The sequence below is a fragment of the Paenibacillus sp. VT-400 genome (genome assembly GCF_001029205.1).
Classification (GTDB): Bacteria; Bacillota; Bacilli; order Paenibacillales; family Paenibacillaceae; genus Paenibacillus; species Paenibacillus amylolyticus.
The window spans coordinates 3,468,777-3,491,477 of sequence record NZ_LELF01000067.1; the positions used below are offsets into that span (position 1 = coordinate 3,468,777).

General features: G+C 47.1%; 26 protein-coding genes. 1 reads left to right on the plus strand and 25 read right to left on the minus strand.

Going from position 1 to position 22,701, the window contains the following annotated elements; all coding sequences use genetic code 11:
- Positions 1 to 4: 4 nt before the first annotated feature.
- The 23 genes from recN to spoIIIAA all read right to left on the minus strand — a co-directional run bounded on the left by recN (position 5) and on the right by spoIIIAA (position 19,469).
- A complete protein-coding gene (gene recN, locus EL84_RS25960) occupies positions 5 to 1,723 on the minus strand; it encodes a DNA repair protein RecN (protein ID WP_036614354.1) in 1,719 nt (572 codons plus the stop codon).
- Between the two features lie 55 nt (positions 1,724 to 1,778).
- Positions 1,779 to 2,228, minus strand: coding sequence for a transcriptional regulator AhrC/ArgR (ahrC, locus tag EL84_RS25965; protein WP_017687604.1), 450 nt, complete (start codon positions 2,226 to 2,228; stop codon positions 1,779 to 1,781).
- 84 nt (positions 2,229 to 2,312) lie between these two features.
- Entirely contained in the window at positions 2,313 to 2,798 is a 486-nt protein-coding gene (locus tag EL84_RS25970; protein WP_036614357.1) for a hypothetical protein, read from the minus strand.
- 84 nt (positions 2,799 to 2,882) lie between these two features.
- Positions 2,883 to 3,728, minus strand: a complete 846-nt coding sequence (locus tag EL84_RS25975; protein ID WP_036614359.1) for a TlyA family RNA methyltransferase — start codon at positions 3,726 to 3,728, stop codon at positions 2,883 to 2,885.
- Between the two features lie 22 nt (positions 3,729 to 3,750).
- The gene (gene dxs, locus EL84_RS25980) at positions 3,751 to 5,658 is read right to left on the minus strand and encodes a 1-deoxy-D-xylulose-5-phosphate synthase (protein ID WP_036614362.1); all 1,908 of its coding nucleotides are present in this window, start codon (positions 5,656 to 5,658) and stop codon (positions 3,751 to 3,753) included.
- 282 nt (positions 5,659 to 5,940) lie between these two features.
- Complete coding sequence (locus EL84_RS25985) at positions 5,941 to 6,846, minus strand: polyprenyl synthetase family protein (protein ID WP_036614364.1); 906 nt, start codon at positions 6,844 to 6,846, stop codon at positions 5,941 to 5,943.
- Entirely contained in the window at positions 6,839 to 7,096 is a 258-nt protein-coding gene (xseB, locus tag EL84_RS25990; protein WP_017687599.1) for an exodeoxyribonuclease VII small subunit, read from the minus strand. Before xseB ends, EL84_RS25985 begins: the two co-directional genes overlap by 8 nt.
- Positions 7,086 to 8,450, minus strand: a complete 1,365-nt coding sequence (gene xseA, locus EL84_RS25995; protein ID WP_082219131.1) for an exodeoxyribonuclease VII large subunit — start codon at positions 8,448 to 8,450, stop codon at positions 7,086 to 7,088. The genes xseB and xseA overlap by 11 nt, the downstream gene beginning before the upstream one ends.
- Positions 8,451 to 8,460: 10 nt before the next feature.
- Complete coding sequence (gene folD, locus EL84_RS26000; protein WP_047843620.1) at positions 8,461 to 9,318, minus strand: bifunctional methylenetetrahydrofolate dehydrogenase/methenyltetrahydrofolate cyclohydrolase FolD; 858 nt, start codon at positions 9,316 to 9,318, stop codon at positions 8,461 to 8,463.
- 117 nt (positions 9,319 to 9,435) lie between these two features.
- A complete protein-coding gene (nusB, locus tag EL84_RS26005; protein WP_017687596.1) occupies positions 9,436 to 9,888 on the minus strand; it encodes a transcription antitermination factor NusB in 453 nt (150 codons plus the stop codon).
- A gap of 222 nt (positions 9,889 to 10,110) precedes the next feature.
- Positions 10,111 to 10,344 (minus strand): DUF2273 domain-containing protein, encoded by a 234-nt coding sequence (locus EL84_RS26010; RefSeq protein WP_047843621.1) that lies wholly within the window; start codon positions 10,342 to 10,344, stop codon positions 10,111 to 10,113.
- Positions 10,345 to 10,358: 14 nt separating this feature from the next.
- A complete protein-coding gene (amaP, locus tag EL84_RS26015; protein WP_017687594.1) occupies positions 10,359 to 10,898 on the minus strand; it encodes an alkaline shock response membrane anchor protein AmaP in 540 nt (179 codons plus the stop codon).
- Positions 10,899 to 11,044: 146 nt separating this feature from the next.
- Entirely contained in the window at positions 11,045 to 11,455 is a 411-nt protein-coding gene (locus EL84_RS26020) for an Asp23/Gls24 family envelope stress response protein (protein ID WP_017687593.1), read from the minus strand.
- Between the two features lie 217 nt (positions 11,456 to 11,672).
- Positions 11,673 to 13,016, minus strand: coding sequence for an acetyl-CoA carboxylase biotin carboxylase subunit (gene accC / locus EL84_RS26025; protein WP_036614375.1), 1,344 nt, complete (start codon positions 13,014 to 13,016; stop codon positions 11,673 to 11,675).
- A gap of 55 nt (positions 13,017 to 13,071) precedes the next feature.
- Positions 13,072 to 13,536: an acetyl-CoA carboxylase biotin carboxyl carrier protein gene (gene accB, locus EL84_RS26030; protein ID WP_036614903.1), complete on the minus strand. Its 465-nt coding sequence runs from the start codon at positions 13,534 to 13,536 to the stop codon at positions 13,072 to 13,074.
- Between the two features lie 139 nt (positions 13,537 to 13,675).
- Complete coding sequence (locus tag EL84_RS26035; protein ID WP_047843622.1) at positions 13,676 to 14,506, minus strand: SpoIIIAH-like family protein; 831 nt, start codon at positions 14,504 to 14,506, stop codon at positions 13,676 to 13,678.
- 66 nt (positions 14,507 to 14,572) lie between these two features.
- On the minus strand, positions 14,573 to 15,211 hold the full coding sequence (gene spoIIIAG / locus EL84_RS26040) for a stage III sporulation protein AG (RefSeq protein ID WP_036614381.1): 639 nt from the start codon (positions 15,209 to 15,211) through the stop codon (positions 14,573 to 14,575).
- Positions 15,212 to 15,226: 15 nt separating this feature from the next.
- Positions 15,227 to 16,057 carry a stage III sporulation protein AF gene (spoIIIAF, locus tag EL84_RS26045; RefSeq protein ID WP_047843623.1) on the minus strand — a complete coding sequence of 277 codons (831 nt, stop codon included), beginning with the start codon at positions 16,055 to 16,057 and terminating at the stop codon, positions 15,227 to 15,229.
- 31 nt (positions 16,058 to 16,088) lie between these two features.
- Positions 16,089 to 17,231 (minus strand): stage III sporulation protein AE, encoded by a 1,143-nt coding sequence (spoIIIAE, locus tag EL84_RS26050; protein WP_397376270.1) that lies wholly within the window; start codon positions 17,229 to 17,231, stop codon positions 16,089 to 16,091.
- A 68-nt stretch (positions 17,232 to 17,299) separates the two neighbouring features.
- On the minus strand, positions 17,300 to 17,689 hold the full coding sequence (gene spoIIIAD / locus EL84_RS26055) for a stage III sporulation protein AD (RefSeq protein WP_017687586.1): 390 nt from the start codon (positions 17,687 to 17,689) through the stop codon (positions 17,300 to 17,302).
- A gap of 31 nt (positions 17,690 to 17,720) precedes the next feature.
- A complete protein-coding gene (gene spoIIIAC, locus EL84_RS26060) occupies positions 17,721 to 17,924 on the minus strand; it encodes a stage III sporulation protein AC (protein WP_017687585.1) in 204 nt (67 codons plus the stop codon).
- 29 nt (positions 17,925 to 17,953) lie between these two features.
- Positions 17,954 to 18,472 (minus strand): stage III sporulation protein SpoIIIAB, encoded by a 519-nt coding sequence (spoIIIAB, locus tag EL84_RS26065; RefSeq protein WP_036614389.1) that lies wholly within the window; start codon positions 18,470 to 18,472, stop codon positions 17,954 to 17,956.
- Positions 18,465 to 19,469 (minus strand): stage III sporulation protein AA, encoded by a 1,005-nt coding sequence (gene spoIIIAA / locus EL84_RS26070; protein ID WP_036674989.1) that lies wholly within the window; start codon positions 19,467 to 19,469, stop codon positions 18,465 to 18,467. The genes spoIIIAB and spoIIIAA overlap by 8 nt, the downstream gene beginning before the upstream one ends.
- A gap of 263 nt (positions 19,470 to 19,732) precedes the next feature.
- On the opposite strand from spoIIIAA, the gene EL84_RS26075 reads away from it, so the two are divergent.
- Entirely contained in the window at positions 19,733 to 20,482 is a 750-nt protein-coding gene (locus tag EL84_RS26075) for a 2-phosphosulfolactate phosphatase (protein WP_047843624.1), read from the plus strand.
- A gap of 86 nt (positions 20,483 to 20,568) precedes the next feature.
- On the opposite strand, the gene EL84_RS26080 is transcribed toward EL84_RS26075, so the two are convergent.
- Both EL84_RS26080 and efp read right to left on the minus strand, forming a co-directional pair.
- Positions 20,569 to 21,822 (minus strand): aspartate kinase, encoded by a 1,254-nt coding sequence (locus tag EL84_RS26080; RefSeq protein WP_047843625.1) that lies wholly within the window; start codon positions 21,820 to 21,822, stop codon positions 20,569 to 20,571.
- A 190-nt stretch (positions 21,823 to 22,012) separates the two neighbouring features.
- The gene (gene efp, locus EL84_RS26085) at positions 22,013 to 22,570 is read right to left on the minus strand and encodes an elongation factor P (protein ID WP_017687580.1); all 558 of its coding nucleotides are present in this window, start codon (positions 22,568 to 22,570) and stop codon (positions 22,013 to 22,015) included.
- Positions 22,571 to 22,701: the final 131 nt, after the last annotated feature.

Below are 22,701 nucleotides of genomic sequence, written 5' to 3' on the forward strand. Positions count from 1 at the left end.
CGTTTCACCCTTTTTTGGCTTCCGCCAAATTCAGCATTTCCTGTGCGTGATGCAGCGTTTTTTCTGTAATTTCCACGCCGCCCAGCATACGTGCCAATTCCTTCACTCTGCCTTCGTCTGACAGCGATTCCACCTGCGTCATTGTCCGTCCATCGTAGACATGTTTCTCAATGAGATACTGATGATCTGCCATACAAGCCACTTGTGGTAAGTGAGTTATTGAGAAAACCTGACAAGTCGAAGACAAACGGAACAGTTTTTCCGCAATGGATTGAGCTGCTCTACCGCTAACTCCGGTATCAACTTCATCAAAAATCAACACAGGTATCCGGTCATGTCGCGCAAAGATACTCTTCATCGCCAGCATCATTCTCGACAACTCACCACCTGAAGCAATTTTGCCAAGTGGTCGTAATGGCTCGCCCGGGTTTGGTGAGATTAGGAATTCCGCATTGTCCGCACCATGACGATTCAGACGAATACGACGTCCATTCCATTCAATCCCCTTTGGATCTTCGAAAGGAGTAATTTGAACACGCAGTGTAGTCCGCTCCATTTGCAGATCCTTGAGTTCGCTTTCCACCTGTGCAGCAAGTTCCTCGGCGCATTGTTTGCGAACCTTGCTGAGCTCTTCAGCAGACTCCATCACAAGGTTAAGCATTTTGTCACGTTCAGCTCGCAATTTCTCCAGCCGTTCGTCCTTGTTCTCCAGTTGGTCGGTTTCATGGCTAATCTGATCATAATAACTCAGAATAAGTTCAACACTGTCCCCGTATTTCCGTCTGAGGCCAGAAATCAGATTCAGCCTTTGCTCCACTTCTTCCAGCCTTGCCGGATTAAATTCAATCTTCTCCCGGTAATCCCTTAACTGAAATGTCGCATCTTCCAATTGATAAAATGCAGATTGTAGCTGTTCTACGATTGGTTGCAGTCCTTTGCTATCATATCCAGAAATGTCTTCAATTCTTGAAAGAGCAATGCTCACAGCTTCAAGTCCGCGTTGACCACTGAGCAGATCATATGCACCAGCAACACTGTCCATCATTTTCTCACTATGGGATAGTTTGACCCGTTCTTCCCCGAGTAATTCATCCTCGCCTTGTGTAAGGCTTGCTGCTGCGATCTCCTCAAGCTGAAAGCGATACATGTCCAAGAGTTGATATGCCCGCTGACTGGACTCCTGAAGGGCACGCAGTTCTTTTTCCGCCGTGATAAACTTGCTGTAGCGCTCCTGGTACTTCGCTTTGATCGGTCCGATGACTTCCGAGCCATAAGTATCGAGAAGCCCCAGATGGCTCTCAGCGCGTAGCAAACTCTGATGTTCATGTTGTCCATGAATATTGATTAGCTTCTCGCCTACTTCCCGCAGCATGGTCAGATTGACCAATTGCCCATTAATGCGGGACGTACTCTTCCCTTGAGTATTCAACTCACGTCGTATAACCAAATGCTCTTCAGGCTCACAATGGATACCCAATTTCTCTAATGTCTGCCATACCGGATGACTCTGCTCCATCTCGAACAAGGCTTCCATCTCTGCCTTCTCACATCCGTACCGGATCAGATCAGCTGAACTTCGTCCACCAGCAATTAAGCCAAGTGCATCTATAATAATCGACTTACCTGCACCCGTTTCCCCTGAAAGTACATGGAATCCCGGATGGAATACAACGTCCACTTCTTCCACCACAGCCAGATTACGAATCGATAACGTAACTAACATCTGCAAAAACACCTCCGGATGACTAACTCAGAAATTATGTTTTTGAACCATTACTTTAAGCAATATAACCCATGATTCGCTCAATAACGGTCACACTGTTACCTTCAGTCCGGCAGATAATCAGAATGGTGTCATCTCCACAGATCGTGCCCATGACTTCATTCCACTCAATATTATCAAGCAAAGCTGCAATGGAGTTGGCTGTTCCTGGCAAACATTTCATCACAACCAGATTGTTTGTGTGATCAATGTGCAAGAAGTTGTCAACGAGTGCACGCTTCAACTTTTGAATCGGATTATATCGTTGATCTGTCGGTAAAGAGTACTTGTATCTTCCATCATCCATCGGAATCTTGATTAACAGAAGTTCCTTGATATCCCGGGATACCGTCGCCTGAGTCACCTGAAAACCTGATTTGCGTAGTGCTTCAACCAGATCATCCTGGGTCTCAATTTCATTTTGACTAATGATTTCACGAATCTTGATGTGCCTTTGTCCTTTCATATATGCCTCCAGTTAGATGTATTGCAATAAAGCAGCATTTGTAATTCGCCGCAGACTTTGCCCTGCAATGTTCATTCTTTTATATTAGTCCAGATCATCCCCATCATACACATCTTCCTGATAGTCCATGAGCCTGATTAACTTAATATCGGAATCCTCCACGTCAACGTACAGCAATCCTTCACAGCCAGGATATAACAACAAATAATTGAGGAAGCGATCCCTTAGCGCAGGGCCGGTCATATCGATTGGCTGTCTGCGACGAGACGTTTTCACGAGGTATCTGAGATCCTCACGTTCTGCAACATAATCAATGAATAATCTGCTGTAATAAACGGATTCATTGGCCTCAAAAGCCAGAGGGACTTTCATTTTCCCACCGATGACTTCGTAGCCCTGTGCTTCAAGCAAATCCAAGGCCGGGGAATCTTGAATCTTCACGTTCAGTTGCATTCCAGACAAGCTTACCGGCGTCGGTCGGTTCACCCAATTACGCAAGCCAAAGAACAGCCACAAGATCAAACAGACAGCAAGTACACCTATAAAGATTGTGTCATATTGACCATCCATTATCGCTCACCTCGAAGACATATTCGAGGTTCAGTAATGATTTCCCTTTACGTCAATCACCTTTCCAGCGAAAAGAAACCCATCTTATGATGAGTTTCCCGTAAATGTATGAGCTGCTTCCTTTGCAACTTGCTCCGCAAGTGCGTCAAGTGAAGCTGGATCGATCTCTGGTTGTGTTGCCTCTGGTGCTTCCAGACGCCAATGTGCGAGAAATTCTATATTACCTTCTCCACCCGTTATCGGTGAAAAAGTTAAACTCTGCAGATGTAAACCAAGTTGACTGGAAAAATGAAGCATTGTCTGCAATACATCCTTGTGTACCTTCGTATCACGTACCACACCGGACTTGCCTACTTTTTCACGCCCTGCCTCAAATTGAGGTTTAATCAATGCAACGATATCTGCAGGTTGTTTCAAAAGAGCCAGAAGTGGCGGCAATATGATTCGCAGTGAAATGAACGACACATCAATGCTCGCAAAGTTCGGCACGGGTCCCGTCAGATCTTCAGGAGTCACATAGCGGAAATTAGTTCGTTCCATAACAGTAACCCGCTCATCATTACGCAAAGACCAATCGAGCTGATTATAGCCCACATCAATAGCGTAGACGTGAGATGCGCCATGCTGAAGTGCACAATCCGTAAATCCACCGGTGGATGAACCAATGTCGAGCATGACAAGTCCATTCATATCAAGGTCGAAATGACGGATCGCTTTTTCGAGCTTCAATCCGCCTCTGCCGACGTAGGGATGTACCGAGCCTTTAACTTTCAGCTCGGCTTCCCTTGGAATTTTCATGCCCGCCTTTTCGATCGGCTCATTATTGGCATATACCAGTCCAGCCATGATTGCGGCTTTTGCCTTCTCACGACTTTCATAATAGCCCTGCTCAACCAGCAGAACATCAATTCGTTCTTTCGGGAGTGACATGTCTGTCTCCTATCATGTAAATTTACGAAGGAAAACGTGTTTTGGGTATGCCGTAAGATGATTGAACAGCCATCTTGCGCAGTTCAGCACATACATTTTCAACGGTAAGACCCACTTCCTCACGTTGTTCCTTAATACTGCCATGCTCGATGAAGCGATCCGGAATCCCCATCAATTGTACATGAACATCATGTAGTCCCTGTTCTGCATAAAACTCCAGAACTGCACTACCCATGCTGCCTGCCTGGGATGTTTCTTCAAGTACAATCAATTTGGTGCCTCGAACAGCTAAATCACGCAACATTTGCTCGTCAAGAGGTTTCAGGAAGCGAGCGTTGATTACGCCTGCTGTGATACCTTCCCGCTTCACCATCTCTGCTGCTTCTTCTGCAAGCTGCACCATCGAACCTGAAGCGATGACAGCATATCCCTCGGATGGACGCAGTTGCTCCCATGATCCGATTGGAATCGGAACAAGTACATCATCCAAAGGTACACCGACCACATTGTTTCGTGGATAACGGTAAGCAATTGGACCTTCATTATAATCAAGCGCCGTTTTCATCATATGACGCAATTCATTTTCGTCTTTTGGCATCATCAGAACGATATTTGGAATATGGCGCATAAATGCCACATCGTATACCCCTTGATGTGTTTCCCCATCCGGACCAACAAACCCCGCACGGTCAATAGCAAACATCACGTTGGCGTTATGACGGCAAATATCATGTACAATCTGATCATAAGCACGTTGCATAAACGTAGAATACACGGCAAAGACCGGCTTCAAACCTTCCATAGCCAGTGCAGCACACATGGTCGCCGCGTGCTGTTCTGCAATACCTACGTCAATCATGCGATCGGGAAATTCCTTACTGAACGGAATAAGACCTGATCCTGTAGGCATTGCTGGCGTTACAGCTACGACCCGCTTATCCTGCTTCGCAAGATCAATTAACGTTTGACCAAACACTTCCGTGTACATCGGTTTTCCGACTGCCTTCAGCACTTGACCGGATTCAATTTTGTACGGAGAAATCCCGTGCCACTTGTGCGAATCGGCTTCTGCTGGCTGATAACCTTTGCCTTTGGTCGTGAGCACGTGAACGAGTACAGGACCATCAACGTTATCTGCCTGTTTGAAGGTTTCGATCAATTTGGGAATATCGTGCCCATCAATCGGTCCCAAATACGTGAAGCCCAGTTCTTCGAAAAGAACACCTGGTACCATCATATATTTGACACTATCTTTGATCCAGCTTGCCGATTTGGCCAAACGGTCCCCAATAGCTGGAATTTTTTTAAGCATCCCCTCGACATCATCTTTTGCTTTCAGATAATGACGATCCGAACGAATCTTGCTCAAATATTTATGCATGGCCCCAACGTTTGGAGCAATGGACATTTCATTATCATTCAGAATAACCATCAGTTTTCTCTGCTCATGACCAATATGATTGAGAGCCTCAAAAGCCATACCACCTGTAAGCGCTCCATCACCAATCATCGCGATGACTTGGTTGTCCTCACCTTTCAGATCACGTGCAAGGGCCATCCCCATCGCAGCGGACAATGAAGTACTGCTGTGTCCAGCTTCCCATACATCATGTTCACTTTCGTTGCGTTTGACAAACCCGCACAGACCGTTATGTTGACGCAATGTATCAAAGCGATCCATACGTCCTGTCAGGACTTTATGCACATAAGCCTGATGCCCTACATCAAAAATCATTTTGTCTGCTGGACTGTTATAACAGTAATGCAGGGCTACCGTGAGCTCAACCACGCCTAAGTTGGGTGCGAGATGCCCACCTGTAACAGACAGTTTCTCAATCAGAAACTGCCGGATCTCTGCCGACAAAAGGGCAAGATCATCCTGAGACATCGACTTTAGATCACTGGGTTGTTTAATTTGTGGAAGCAGCACGAGAATCTCCCCGCTTTCCTAGATTGTTTAGTTATTGTTGTAAATCGATATATACATTATGAATCAAATGACATTAAATCATTATAACATAAAAGAACAAGAATCATAATTTACTGCACTATACTCCCGATAACGAGCATTCTCGCCAGCAAGTTATTTAAAATTCTTCTCCATATGTATTCCCGCATCCACTCGGGACAGCTCTTTCCATCTACTCGGAAAAAGGACATTACATTCATTACACGGCTATACAGGTTTTGAAACAGACCTCTCCGTCAGAATCTAATGGTCTCGACCCATCAGATAATCTGCAATTTCCAGCAATCTGGATGCATCAGGTAACTCGGCTCTTTCAAGTGCGTCTTTTGCAGATTGGGTAAGGGATTTCACTTCATCTACAGAAGCCTCCATGCCAATAAAATAAGGATATGTTACCTTCTGCTGATTCACATCGCTCTGTGTTTTCTTGCCCATCTTCTGCTCGTCACCCGTCAGGTCGAGAATATCATCCTGAATCTGGAACGCCAGCCCCAGATCACGTCCAAACACACGTAAGGCTTCCAATTGTCCTTCCGTTGCTCCACCAATTCGTGCTCCAGCAATGAGTGAGAAAACAATCAGATCACCCGTTTTGTGCAAATGGATATATTGGAGCTGTGAAAGATCGGTCATGCCTTGCTCGCCTTCCATATCCGCGACTTGACCGCCGACCATACCTCTTGCTCCAGCAAGTTCGGACATGTCCTCTACGATGGACAGCAACGCATCTGCCGCTACACCGCTGCGACGACCAGCTTGAACAATGCTATAAAAAGCATGAGTTAACAGCGCATCGCCCGCCAATATGGCTGTTGCTTCACCATATACCTTATGATTCGTTAATTTTCCCCTGCGGTAATCATCATTATCCATAGCAGGCAGGTCGTCGTGGATCAGTGAATACGTATGAACCATCTCCACGGCGCAGGCTACCGGCATTGCAGCTGTACGCTGTGCACCGAAGGCTTCCGCCGCAGCAACGACCAGAAGAGGACGAAGGCGTTTGCCTCCGGCCATAAGTGAGTACTGCATCGCATCCGTCAGCGACTGGGGTACATCCCAGTGATCGGGAAGTGTGTGTTTCAACGCTTCTGTCACCTCAGCTGTGACCTCTTCGAGATATGCTTGAAACGAAGGACGATTACTCATGGACTTCACCGCTCTCATCGTCAGCAGTTCCAAAAGGCTTCTTGCGAAGCTCTCCATCTTCTTCTACGATCATCTCGATCTTGCGTTCCACTTGTTCCAGCTTCAGACCGCAAAGTTGCGAAAGTTTCATCCCGCGTTGAAACAGATCGATGGCCTGTTCCAACGGAACATCACCATGCTCCAGCTGACCTACAATGTCTTCCAATGCCGCCATTGCCTCTTCAAAATTCAATTCCGGTTCATTCGCCATGGGTATTGTCGTCCTCCTTCATTCCCCAAACCTGACAGTCCAGCTGTCCGTCTGTTAATTTAATCTTAATTGAATCTCCAGGCTGTACATCTTTCGTTGACTTGATCAATCGCTGTTCTTGCTCATCATAGACAAGGCTGTATCCCCGTGACATGACTTTGAGCGGGCTAAGCGCGTCCAGATGCCGCACAGATGATTTCCACTGTTGCTGCTTCGATCTGGCTATAGACCTGATCGCAAGTTCCAGTTGTCTGCGTGCTGCCGCATTCTCACGGCGTGCTACATTGACCTGCTCACGAGGATTGAATCGTTGCAGTGCTGCCCGCAGACGCTCCTGCTTCTCTCCTGTCCATTTCATACGTGTATCGACTGTTCTCAAAAGACGTTGGTGCATCATATCCAGTCGTTCTATGTGCTGCATCAAGGTACGTCTTGGATGCACCAGCACTGGCGAACGCTGTAATCTTGCGAGCCGTTCACGATTATGTACAGCACGCTGACGTAAGCTGTGCTGTAACTGGCGCTGACGTTGTCCGATCTGATCAAGCAACTCAGCTCGATTAGGTACAGCTAATTCAGCAGCTGCTGTAGGTGTAGCCGCACGCAAATCGGCTGCAAAATCAGCAATAGTGAAGTCCGTTTCGTGCCCAACCGCAGAAATGACAGGAATATCCGAAGCAACTATTGCTCTTGCCACAATCTCCTCATTAAAGGCCCACAACTCCTCCAGTGAACCGCCTCCGCGTCCAACGATAAGTACATCGGCTTCTCCCATCCGGTTCAGGTTGCCAATCGCTTTGACAATGGAAGGTGCTGCACCCTTCCCTTGAACCAGAACAGGATATAAAACAACTTTGGCAGAAGGGTATCTGCGCTGGAGTGTGATCATAATGTCTCGCACCGCCGCTCCCGTCGGTGAAGTTACAACCCCGATGGTCTGTGGATAACGAGGGATCTGTCTTTTTCGAGAAGGTGAAAATAACCCTTCATCCTCAAGCTTTTTCTTCAGCTGTTCGTAAGCCAGATACAGACTTCCAATTCCGTCCGGCTGCATATGGGTAGCATAGAATTGATACTGCCCATCCCGTTCATACACCGAGACATTACCACGGGCAATAACCCTTGCACCCTCCTTCGGTACAAAGGGTAATCGCTGGTTATGGGACGCAAACATAATTGACTTGATCCGGCTGTCCTTGTCCTTCAATGTAAAATACATATGGCCGCTGGAGTGATGTGTGAAATTCGAAATCTCCCCGCGCAGCCAGACGTCCGACAGGACCTGATCCGATTCCAGTTTCATCCGGATGTATCGGTTCAGGTCTTTGATGGAGTAGATCTTTTGATCTGCCACAGACAAAACCCTAGGCCAATCCGTGAGCGCGCTTGGCAGCGATCAATGTATTTTGCATCAGCATTGTAATTGTCATCGGACCAACACCGCCTGGAACGGGTGTAATTGGACCAGAAACTTCTTTCACGCTCTCGAAATCAACGTCTCCTGCCAGTTTGCCATTCTCCAAACGGTTCATGCCGACATCGATAACAACAGCACCTGGTTTCACAAAATCAGCATCCACAAAATTAGCACGGCCGATGGCTACAACTAGAATGTCCGCCTGGCGTGTAATTTCTTTCATGTTGACTGTGCGGGAATGACACATCGTTACCGTTGCATTCTCACGTTGCAGCAACAGCGATACCGGTTTGCCAACGATGTTGCTTCTTCCGATGACTACCGCATGTTTACCGGACATTTCCAATCCAGTACGTTTGATCAGTTCAATTACACCCGCTGGGGTACATGGAAGCAGACTATCGTCCCCAATAACAAGATTACCAACATTGACTGGATGGAACCCGTCTACGTCTTTATCCACGGCAATTGCATCAATGACCGCTTTCTCTTCGATATGCTTCGGTAGTGGGAGTTGAACCAAAATTCCGTTAATGGATTGTTGATTGTTCAGCTTGTCCACCAGCGCAAGCAGATCTTCTTGGGACGTCTCTGCATCCAAGCGATGCACTTCGGAGTAGAAACCGAGGTCGTGACATGCTTTTTCTTTATTACGCACATAGACTTGGGATGCCGGATCTTCCCCGACGAGCACAACAGCCAGACCGGGTACTACCCCCTGTTCGCTAAGCTGTTTTACTTCTGTTGTCATGCTTGCGCGGATCTCTTGGGATACTTCTTTACCGTTAATAATAGATGCTGTCATTGTACTCTCTCTCCCTTATGTGAATATAAATTTAGAGGTTGTTCAAAAAGCCCGCTTTTGATTACGAAGGATACTGAAAACCGGTCTTTTTGAACACACACTATAATTAATTTTAACTTAAGATAATTTTGCTTTAATCGCGTCAACTTCCTGAATCATGCGTCCAAGTACACCATTGACGAATTTACCGGATTCTTCTGTACCAAAATATTTGGACAGTTCAATCGCTTCATTGACTGATACCTTTGCCGGAATGTCATCACGAAACACCATTTCATACGTGGACAGTCGTAGAATCTGGCGATCTACACGTGATAGACGGCTGATCTGCCAACCTTTCAAATAATCCACAAGTAGCCCGTCAATGGCTTCCTTATTGTTCCAGGCTCCTTGTACAATCTCAGTAACATACGTGCGCATTACATCTGCATCGCGAATAACTACTTCGGTTTCATTATCTTCAGCAGCTTCATTGATTAACATGTTTACAGCTTCTGCTGCACCTACCTCATTCATTTCCATCTGATACAGACTTTGTACTGCAATTTCCCTTGCCAAACGTCTTTTCATGTCCTGCCTCCTGCAGCGCTCCGTCTGGAGCGTCATCATGCTTATTTTATAATCCATGCAACCATCTCATCAAATCCTGTATTGGATTGATCGATGACTTCCACGGTATTGTTATTGTTATCCCTTTTCACAAAAAAACCTGCAATACGTATCCTCCAAAAAACGGGCAACCTAAACTACAGTTCTATTTTCGGAAGAAACATATTGCAGGGTTCAGGTAGGTCACTTAAACGGACGCCAGCGATCGCCCAGCCATTGCCCCCACTCCCTCCAGGGAATGGACGAACCCAGCTTCGAATCGCTTCGTCTGCCTAACGTATAACCGATGAACACCAAGAGTGCAAAGAACAACATATCCCAAAAACCGATCCATACATAAAGAAATCCAAAAAAGATGCCTCCGACAATTCCGGTAATTCGGCCTCTGTGACTATCCCAAATCTCTTTCCACAGCATCAGTGAAACTCACCTCATTCCACTCGACTCTTGTAGTTAGGCGACTGGGTTACATTAGCGATATACACCGTGACAAAAGAAACCGGGATGCCCGTAATCTCTTGTACATGATCATGTATCGCCTTTTGCAGATCAGAAGTCAGCGCAGGAATAGGTGTCTCACCATCCACTACTGCACGGATCATAATCTCCAGTCCTGACTCAACCACACGTATGCGTGCCTTGACATCACGTACTCCCCGGAAACGGGAAGTTGCCTTCAAACAGAGATTCTCAATCGTCTCCATCGAAATCTGTACATCACCAAACTCAGTACGTTGATCTACAGACGGCAACGATGCACGCTCACGCCGAACCGAGATGTAGAAAAATCGCAAACTCAGGATAAACAAAATCGCTGCTGCAATAACCGACGCAACAATAACGTTTTGTTCCTGCTGGTAATTCAATTCGTAAGGCAGCACACCGCTAATCAGAAGAATGACGGCTGCCGATATTGCTCCAACGCTTATGCTGTATATAAACAACAGAAGCCGATCCAGTATTTTAGCCACGAACTGCACAGCCTCCCTTGCTCACTAACATGACTTAACCTGTTCACTAGCAAAAAATCAGATCCTCATCTAGCTTTCGCTATAATGAAGACCTGTCCAAGACGGGATAACCCCCGGCAGATGATGCCGGGGGAATCTGTCTTCTTTTATTTTACGCGCTGACTGTTCAGGTCGATCTCTTCCACTTTCTCGGTGCTCTTGAACTGAACGTCATGAATGTGCACATTCACTTCATTCACATTCAATCCTGTCATGTTCTCGATGGAACGTTTCACGTTCTGTTGAATCTCCGTAGCTACTTGTGGCAGACGGTATCCGTACTCGATAATTACGGAAACATCAACTGCAGCTTCACGTTGGCCCACTTCAACTTTAACGCCTTTGGAAAGGTTTTTGCGACCAAGCAATTCAGCAAATCCGCCAGCGAATCCGCCACTCATGCCTGCAACACCTTTCACTTCAAGGGTCGCCAATCCAGCAATCACTTCAATAACTTCAGGTGCGATCTGGATTTCACCGATATCCGTTCGTTCAAATTCAGTCGGTAGTGTACTCATAACTGTTCAACACACCTTTCGCGAGATAAGTTTGCGGCCATCCGTCAGGGCGCTGGACTCAGGTTAATCAACCTTCAGAACCCTTCCGGTCCGGCTTTACCGGAACTCCTGCAAACATCCGCGAGGTGCGGGCTTATCCTTTGCAGGAGACATGCGCTCTTATTATTCATACTATATCATTTGGGCTACATTATGACAAACAAGCCCAATATACCTTTTAAATCTCGTTTTCCTCAAGAAATTTGATATCAAAGTCACCGCGAATGAACGTTGGGTGCTCCAGCAATTTCTGATGGAAAGGAATAGTTGTAGATATGCCTTCAATCGCAAATTCCCCAAGCGCACGTTTCATCTTGGCAATCGCCTCTTCACGATTCGCTCCCCACACGATCAATTTTGCGATCATGGAGTCATAGAAAGGTGAAATGGTATAACCCGGATAAGCAGCACTATCTACACGAACGCCAGGTCCTCCCGGTGCAAGGTAGAATCCGATTTTGCCTGGTGATGGCATAAAGTTACGGTCCGGATCTTCTGCATTGATACGACATTCAATGGACCAGCCATTGATAACCACGTCTTCCTGACGGAATGAGAGTGGGTTGCCTTCAGCTACCGAGATCATCTCACGGATCAGATCCACGCCAGTAACCATCTCAGTCACCGGGTGCTCTACCTGAATACGCGTATTCATCTCCATGAAATAGAACTCGCCATTCGGGCTGAGCAGGAACTCCAATGTACCCGCTCCCGAGTAATCCACAGCAAGGGCAGCCCGTACCGCAGCTTCACCCATCAGTGTGCGCACATCTTCGGAGAGAATCGGACACGGAGCTTCTTCTACCAATTTCTGGCGACGACGCTGAACCGAGCAATCACGCTCTCCCAAATGTGCTGCATTTCCGTGTTTATCAGCAATGATCTGAATTTCCACGTGTTTCATACCTGTCAGGAATTTCTCCAGATATACACCTGCATTGCCAAATGCCTTCTGTGCTTCCTGCTGAGCAGCGGTAATCTGCTTAATCAGCGTTTCTTCATCTTCGGCAATACGAATTCCCTTACCTCCGCCACCAGCAGTAGCTTTGATAATGATAGGATATCCGATATCTCTAGCAATCATGATGGCTTCATCCATATTTTCAACAAGGCCGTCTGATCCAGGAATAACAGGTACTCCTGCATCTTTCATCGTCTGTTTGGCAACAGCCTTGTCTCCCATTTTGGTAATGGCTTCGGGTGAAGGCCCGATGAATGTAATATTGCAAGACTCACAAATTTCCGCAAAATCAGCATTCTCCGCCAAAAAACCGTATCCAGGGTGGATTGCATCACATTCCGTCAGCGTAGCTACACTCATCAGGTTTGTGAAGTTGAGGTAACTGTCCTTAGACAGTGTCGGTCCGATACAATAAGCCTCATCTGCAAGACGAACATGCAGAGAATCCTTGTCCGCTTCCGAGTAGACGGCTACCGTTGAGATACCGATTTCACGGCAGGCACGAATAATACGTACCGCAATCTCTCCACGGTTCGCAATCAGTATTTTTTGAAATTTCATTTCGTTTTGTCCTCCTTCGAAGCTCATGCGGTTAGCTGTTAACCAGCTATAACGGTTATTCCGGTTTCACCAGGAAAAGGGGCTGCCCATACTCGACCAGCTGTCCGTTCTCAACCAGCACTTCAACGATTTCTCCCTTGATGTCCGCATCAAGCTCGTTCATCAGCTTCATAGCTTCGATGATACATACCGTTGTTTTCTCAACAACTTTATCACCAGCGCTCACAAAAGGACCCGCTTCCGGCGAGGAAGCTCTGTAAAAAGTACCTACCATCGGAGATACAATTTTATGTAAATGACTTGTAGTATCGACCTGCGGTGCAGCTTCACTTACCACTGCTGCCGGCTGTACTTGCGGAGCAGCAATCATTTGCGGTTGCACAGCAGCTGCTTGAACATACTCCGTTTTGCCCGGTTTGCGGATTGATAACCGTGATCCTTCATTTTCAATTTCCAACTCTTGAACGGAACTTTCATCTACCAGTTTAATCAGTTCTTTGATTTCACTCAATTTAAACATTTCCATTATTCACTCCTTCGGCATCATGCCAGTCTCACTAGGACGGTCATATGGCTTTATGTATTATATCATAATCATTAAAAATGGAAAGAGCCCGAGAGTGCAACCAGCTCCCGGGACTGCATTTCCATGATTTGGATTACTGTTCTGTGACGTATTGCACGCTGATTTTGTTCTGTGAAACCGCCAATTCTTTCATGACCAGATCCACAATGGATACCGCCTGTTTTACATCCAGTTTGTCGCTGAGGACCACAACTTTATACTTGTCGGAATCTTCTTGAACGATCGCATTAGCGTACTGTTGAGAGAGCGTCTCCTCAATGCCAGTGATTTTAGCTTCTTTTTCTTCCAGTGTACGGAGTTGCTCGGTTGCTTTGGCATTCTCCTCTGGCGTTTTGCTCAAATCACCTGCCACGGTCATCAGTTCCTCATACTTACGATTGTTGCTTTCCTCACGTTGCCACTGGTAGTTCTGGAACTGGCTACTCGCAGATGCTGTCGTATTCTGCTCTTCCATTTCCTTGAGGACTTCCTCATCTGTCTTGGTTGCAGTGCCGCCTGCCTGACCGTCTGTCTCCGGTGTAGTTGTTGCGCCTTTGTCGGTCTCTTTGTTGGTTTCTTTACCTGCCTCACCCTTATTTTCGCCTGGTTCGACAGCAGGTGTTTTCTCTGTATTTCCAGCTTCTTTACCTTCCGTAGCCGATGGTTCCTCCACAGCGCCAGCCGCACTTGGATCACTTTCAACTTCGCCGCTATTCACCACTTCATTTACAACCAAACCTTCTGTAGGATCAAGAATGCCTGCCGTCTCCTTTGCTTCCCCCTGCTTGATTCCATCCACTTGCTGACTGTCAGCCACCGGCGCGTTGACTGGACCGGAATCCTCAGTGAACAGATAATACGCGGACAAAATGACCATCAGACTCAGCATGGAAACGAGCCATACCGTTTGACGTTTGTTATTCATTAGAACTTCCTCCTCAAATTGGCTTCAATCTTATGAGAATTGAATCTTGTGATTCAACACATCAGATTAGTCTTGTTTGCGCGGTACAACCGAGATCCGGTAGGCTGCCACATTCAGTCCTTTTTCCACAGCATCGGTTATCAGGTCCTTCACAACCTTGTTCTCTGCACCCCTCGCAACCACAAGCACCCCACGGATCTGCGGTTTGAGCTTTTTGGTCACTATAGGTGTCTGATCCCCTGCTATTTCGTAAGTAATAATCTCGCCATCACGGGTATATTGCGTCATATGCCGTTTGCCCCCGCTAGCATCGGTTTCTTCGGTAAGTTGCTGAGAATCCTTCACGTTCCGCTGAACGACCAATTCTTCTGTGGAATCCACGGTAACCATCACATCAACCGTTCCCACACCAACAATGTTTTCCAGCACACCTTTGATTTTGTCTTCAAATGCAATTTCGATCGCCTGAAAAGGATTCTGTTCCGACGGATCACTCTGTATGGATGCCATGGATGTTGCCGGGTCCGGTGGTTCCCGACCGATATTTTCGGAATCAATTTTTTTGACATTGACGAAGGAATTGAACAGCATGATTCCCACCCCGATCAAACCCAGGATAATCAGCCAGCGGAAGGTTTGACTTCGCCTTGCCCCACCCTCTCCTCCACCCATCCAGGTTTCCATCTTTTTGAACCATTGTTTCATCGGACACCCTCCTTCTCAGAGCACTTCAGCACTTTTTGGTTCTGTCACTTGAACGTTGTTTGCATCAACATCCCACTTTTCAGTCAACAATGTAATAATCTGCACCGCATGTTCGGACCTTGTGGATGTCTCACCTTGCTGCTTCGTCTCATCTGCTTGATCACGTATAACAGGCTCCGAAGACGCTTCATTTCCATCACGTTGCCCTCTACTCACATCAATCTGAACATCAGGCACTTCAATCTGACCGATCTGGATGGGCTGCTGTATTTGATGTGATTTACCCTTATCGACTTCTGTGTCTGTTCCAAATATGGGTTGTGTGTTAGCAGCGACTTCTTGCTTCCCTGCCTTCACTTCTCCTTCTACACCCTCTCCGGCCATCTCGACCAACACACGCTGGATCACAGGCAGTTCGACTGATGAGGCAGCTTCCATCTCCGTTTCATATTTACTCATGGTCAGCTGTACTTCTACGGACCGCACCTTGGCTCCTGTTGTTTCTTCAATCTGACCTTTCATCACATTAGCCAGTTCTTTGGCTGTCCATTGTAAGGATTGTTCCTGTTCATTGGATTGTAGCCGTTTGCCCTGAGCTAATATCTGTTCGAGTGTCGCATTCCCATTCGATGGAGCATCCATTGCAGACATTGCCCGTTTCAGTTCGCCAACCGGATCACTTTTGAGCAGCTTGGTTATGGGTGATAAAAGGGTCAGCAGGATGAGAAGGCTCAGCACAAGCTTGACATAACGTTCCATGGATCGATTGGGCAACAACATATCCACAAAAGTCGCCAGCAGAACGATCATAATCAAATCCTGGAGCCAGTTGCTCAGCCACCCCATCCTTTCCACCCCCTTTCTTGCCAACATACATTCAGCGCATCATGACAGTCAGATTGCCCGCGGTCAGCAAGATGGTAATGGCCAGGAAAAACATCAGCCCGACGGCTGCCAGCGCCGCAAATACGTAGATCATGCTCTTGCCGATGGCCTGGAGGCATCCTACAATCGGGGTGTCTCCTAGCGGTTGCATAATGGCACCAGTTACGTTGTATATCAAGGCAAGAGCCAGAATCTTGAGTGCCGGAAAGGCACATAGAAACAAAATGATGATCACTCCGGTGAGTCCAATTGCATTTTTGACAAGTAAAGAAGCTGTAATTACCGTATCCGTCGCATCCGCAAATGTTCTGCCCACGACAGGGACAAAGTTGCCTGCGATGTATTTGGCGGCCTTCAGGCTAACTCCATCCGCTACGGAGCCCGATGCTCCCTGAACCGAGATTACACCCAAAAACATCGTCAGCAGGATACCCAGCAGTGCCACACTAATATTGCGCAGGAGGTCTGCCAGCTGTGTCAGCTTGTACTTGTCAGACAATGAACTGACGAGATGCAGAACTGCTGAGAAGAAGAGTAACGGGAATACCAGCAAGTGAATCAACGTACTCACCAGATGAATCATGAAAATGATGAGTGGATGTGTCACCGAGACGGTGATGACATTACCCATGGACGCAAGCAGTGTGAATAACAAGGGAACCATGGCCATCATGAAGTTGATCATGCCGGTTATGGCATCCTTGGCGTATCCAATCGCCACACTGAAGCTGTTAATCGCAATAATGATGATGACCATATAACAGATGGAATAGGCGATTTTGCTAATATTATTTTTCTCAAATGCAGTCTGAAGTGTCTCCAGAATCATGCTGAGTACACTTAACATCACAATCGTGACCAGAAGTTTGCCATTATATAAAATTTCATGCAGCATGAAGGTTCCTATCGCTACAAACACCGATTTCAGGCTGAACCCTTCATTGCCGGGGATTAACATATCCATGAAGGAAGGGGTCTTCCCATCCGGGAAGAAACCACCGTATTGTTGCATCAGTTGATCCCAGTATTTCTCCACCTGATCCTTGGGAAGCTGATCGGCCTGCTGCTCCATCCACTCACCGGAAGGCGAGGTTGCAGTAACCTGTCCCAGGATACCAAACAGAAAACAGAGCATCAGCACAACCGTAAGGCGCCACTGCGGCTTATGATGCATTGATTTCATATGAAGTCCGCACGCCCTTTCTACACCGGCATCAGCTTCATGACGGTTTCGATAATAATGCTGATGATCGGTATAGCAAGTACAAGGATCAGTACCTTACCAGCCAATTCGATCTTGGACGCAATGCTTTCCTGGCCTGCATCCCTGACAATCTGTGCGCCAAATTCAGCGATGTACGCTATGCCAATAATTTTCAGCACCGTTTTCAGATAAATACTTTCCATGCCTGAATTCTCGGCAAGCCGCTTCAACACTTCGATGACTGCTCCAATTTTGCCAATCAACAACATGAAGATGACAATGCCGGTCGCGGCAGCAATCAGAAAGGCAAACATCGGTTTCTGTTCCTTAATGACCAGAATAAGCACTGTTGCAATGAGCGCCAAACCTACAACTTGGATAATTTCCACAGGTCACCACCATCCGGCTTCATGACCGTTTTCATTGAAAAAGAAATATCGATTTGATCTCTTGTAGCAGGCTGTCCAGCATACGGACCACCATGAACAATACAACGACAAATCCGATTACGGTCACCCAGTGAGCCATATCTTCCTTTCCCATTTGTTTCAGTACCGTGTGAATCATGGCGATGATGATTCCGATACCCGCAATTTGAAAGATTGCGTTCACTTCTAGATTCATGACCTTGGCACCTCACTATCCCGGCTATTTCAGAAGATCAGAATGACGATTAACGCTCCGACAAGCATCCCGAGGCTTCGGCTCATTCGTTCATATTTCATTTGATCGGCCTGGGCGCGGGATTCCTCATGCATTAGTTGTTGAATGGCTAACGATATATGTTTGGTCTGATCCTGACGGTCACTTGTGCCAAGGCTGAAGCTTAATTGCAGCATCACTTCCTTCTCGTCAGCCTTCATGGCCGATCTTCCCCACGCCAGATCCACGCCTGACTGCAGACTTTCCCGGGCAGTGAGTCCATGAGGAGGTTCCATCTGTGTAGCTGCATGAAGAAACAACGTCTTTACAGGTTCTTTGGTCTGTGCTCCCATCTTGCCCATGGCATCGGGAAGTGGAGTGAGCCCATAGTTAATCTCCGTCATCAGTCGCTGGAGGGCTGCAATGAGTTCTCGCAACTGTCTCGGTCTTAATGCATACTGTCTGGCCTTGTAAAATCCGGCGAGGGTGCTGGCTAACAGAATAATTACCGCACCAAACATGTTAACCAAAGGCTTCACCTCCTGCCCCGGTCTGTTGCAACCCACGCATTTTGCCATCAGCCAGCCGAAAGGTCATGCCCCGGCTCGTCCGTTGCAGCTGGACATAACGTTGAAACATCTGCTCCGTAATTAAGGTTCTGAGGGCGGGTCTGGCCGACAGCTCCGATAGGTCACGGCCATGCGCAGTCGCAATCACTGAGACTCCTGCATGCAGGGCTTCCATCACCGCCTCGGCATCCTCCGGACGACCGATCTCGTCCACAATCAGGACATCGGGCGACATGGAGCGAAGCATCATCATCATGCCCTCAGCCTTCGGACAACCGTCCATCACATCTGTTCGGGGACCTACGTCGAAGCCAGGTACTCCTTTGTAGCTACCAGCGATTTCGGACCTTTCATCGACAATGCCCACTTTCAGACGTGGACGTATTCCCTGAACCAGTTCAGTTCCCCCTGTAAGCTTTGTACCACTACTAATTTGTCTCGCCAGATCTCGCAGCAACGTCGTTTTCCCTTGTTGTGGTGGTGATAGGATCAACGTGTGCAGGACCTGTCCACTCTTCATATCGAGAAGATAAGGAAGGATACGATCAGCCACTCCATGTACCTCACGGGCTACGCGAACGTTAAACCCGTTGATGTCACGCAAGTATTCGACACGCCCACCGCTTAGTACCGTTCGTCCAGCAAGCCCGATTCGATGTCCCCCAGGTATGGTGATGAACCCTTTGCGCAGTTCCTCTTCCAATGTATAAAGTGAATGGTTACTGATCAGGTCCAGCAACCTGTGCGTCACTTCTTTCTGAGGAACATACGCTTCTTCAGGATTCCCGGTCGGACAACCTTGAGGTGTCAGGAAGTGGTATGTGTTGCCTGCATTAATCTCCAGGGGTCTGCCTTCACGAATACGTACTTCCTCCACTTGTTCCAATAGAGCGGGTGGCATTCTTCCAAGAATGGTTCGGATCGGTTCCGGAAAAAGTTCCCTCCAGTTCACCTTCATGAGTAGGCTCCTCCAACCTTGAGATCATTTGGTTCACACTTCTGGCGCTTGTTCATATCTCAAGTTTATGCCTGTACATTTAATTTATGACGCTGAAATCTATCAATTCTTCAGAATGCGGTTGAGAGTTGAAACCATAGATCCACCTTCTGTTCTAGGCACCCGTCTAGATGTGCATGCATATAGTAATTGCAGATAGGTAAGTTCCATTCCGGTTCAAAACAGAACTACCGATCCCCAGATACAGAAAGGAGTTGTGGGGAGTGCGAGTTGATGTCGTAGGCAATGTGAATGAAGTACGTACCATTGATATTGCAGGGCGAAGTGCAGTTGTCATTGATGTATTATGTACGACCAGTACGATTGTTACGGCTCTGGCGTATGACGCTTCGGCTGTGATTGCCGTAGAGACCGTTCCACAAGCCAAACAAATGGAAGTGAAAGATTGCATTCGAGGCGGGGAGCGTTTTGACAAAAAAATCACCGGATTCGAAGTGGGGAATTCCCCCTATGAATATATGACTGCAGGCATTGCAGATAAAACAATCATTCTAACCACAACCGATGGAACACGAGCTTTGATCAAGGCTTCCAAGGGGAAACATGTATTTGCTGGTTCATTTCTCAATGTGCAGGCTGTTGCAGCAGCTCTATGTGAACTTCAACGAGATGTATTGCTGTTGTGTGCGGGGAACCAGGATGAATTTGCTCTGGAGGACGGCTTGTGTGCTGGATGTATCATCGATGAACTGCACCGTCAATCCTGTTCTCCCCTCCAACTTAACGATCTCGGCATAGTGCTTCATCAGGCGGTATCCCAATGTCAGGAGAGCATCCCGGAGTTGGTGCAGGGGTCTGTTAGCGGGCGGAGGCTTGAAAAGTTAGGCAGAGTTCATGATATTTCGTATTGTTCTCAATTAAACCTGCTGGATTGTGTTCCCGAGATGGGGGAGGGGAACCGCATGCAGCCCTATAGAGGCATACGCGGCGGAAAGATGTTCAAGTTGATGTGAGAATTGCCATGAGAAAAACAAAAAAAGGTGTACTGCTGCCCGTTGGCAACAGTACACCTTTGCTAATTTACATACATTGAAGATACTTATCTGCGATCTTGAGGTCCACCGATAACGGCTTGCTCGGCAGTGTCGAGATCATATGCTGTATGCAATGCCTTAATAACGTCATGCAGCTTATCTCCGTCAATAACACAAGATACTTTGATCTCGGAAGTGCTCACCATCTTGATACTCACGCCTTCAGCGGAAATGACTTTGAACATCTTCGCAGCTACACCAGGATGACTGACCATGCCTGCGCCAACAATGGAGATTTTAACGAGGTTCTCCTCAGATGTAACTTCACGGTAAGGCAAGCGGCTGTGAAGGCCTTCAATGACACGTAATGCGTTCTCACGATCAGACAGCGCCACAGAGAACGAGAAGTCCGCTTTGCCATCCATCACTCCGCTCTGAACGATAATGTCCACATCCAGCTGATTGGATGCAAGCGCACCAAATACTTCGGCCAGAACTCCAGGTACATCCGGCACACCCAGAATACTGATGCGAGCCACGTTTTTGTCATAGGCAATACCACTAACCACTACGCCTTGTTCCATTGCTGCTTCCTCCTTCACAACCGTTCCTTCATTATGGTTAAAGCTGGATCTTACGATTAAAGGTACACCGGAATGCTTCGCGTACTCTACTGCACGCGGATGCAACACCGCTGCTCCCAAATTAGCGAGCTCCAGCATTTCGTCATACGATATTTCCTTCAGCTTGCGCGCAACCTTAACGATCCGCGGGTCCGTAGAATAGATTCCGTCTACATCCGTATAGATCTCACACGCATCAGCCTTAATCGCTGCCGCCAGCGCTACAGCTGTTGTATCCGAACCACCACGACCGAGCGTTGTGATCTCGCCGTCTTCCGTCATGCCCTGGAAGCCTGCAACAATAACAATGTTGCCCTCGGCAAGTGCTGCATTCACACGGTCAGGTTGAATATCATGAATACGTGCTTTTCCGTGAACCGGCTCTGTGCGGAATCCCGCTTGCCAGCCCGTAAACGATACTGCCTTACGTCCAAGCGCTTGAATAGCCATCGATAACAAAGAGATCGAAATCTGTTCTCCTGTCGTTAAGAGCATATCCATCTCACGAGCAGGCAGATCACTATTCAGTTGTTTTGCCTGATCAATCAAATCATCTGTTGTATCCCCCATGGCCGAAACCACAACTACACACCGATGTCCTTCATCAGCTTTTTCTACAACACGTCCGGCTACACGCTTCATGCGTTCTGTATCTCCGACCGAGCTGCCCCCAAATTTCATGACGTACAATGACAACGCAAATCCACTCCCTACCTTGTGCAGTATGCATAATTAATGTCCATCGTCATTATTCTCTACGAGAAATGACTTTAACCCAGTATATTACGAAAGCGCCTGATAGGCTAATCTTTTTTCGAAAAAACCCTCTGCCAAAGGAATGGCAAAGGGTTGTTAATAACCTTTTTTAGTTTACAAGCTGTGAAAGTTACGCACGGGAAGAGTATTTACCTTCACGTGTGTCAATCAGGAGAACGTCACCTTCGTTGATGAACAAAGGAACCTGTACGTTCAGGCCTGTTTCCACTTTTGCATTTTTGGTAGCGCCTTGTGCAGTGTTACCTTTAACACTTGGCTCAGTCTCGATGACTTTCAACTCAACGCTTGTTGGCAAGTCAATTCCGAGGATTTCTCCTTGGTAGCTAACGATCTTAACGACCATGTTTTCTTTCAGGAAGTTCAATTCCCATTCCAGTTGATCACTAGTCAATGTGAACTGATCATATGTTTCGTTATCCATGAACGTGTGCTCTGTACCGCTTGCATACAGGTAGGATACGCCACGGTTTTCGATGATGGCACGACCAATCGTTTCGCCTGCACGGAATGTTTTTTCAACGGTGTTACCGTTACGCAGGTTTTTCAATTTGGAACGTACAAAGGCAGCGCCTTTACCTGGTTTAACGTGTTGGAAATCAAGCACGGTATAGATATCGTTATCTACTTGCACGGTCAAGCCTGTTTTAAAATCGTTTACTGAAATCACAAAAAATCCCTCCTGATATGGTTAAAAAGTAGGTGATATAAGACGATGGGTTAATGTTATATGTAAAATGAGCCCAAGAATGACCACCTCGTTCACTTCGAGTGCAGTACCATCCTCCGATCGCTGTTATC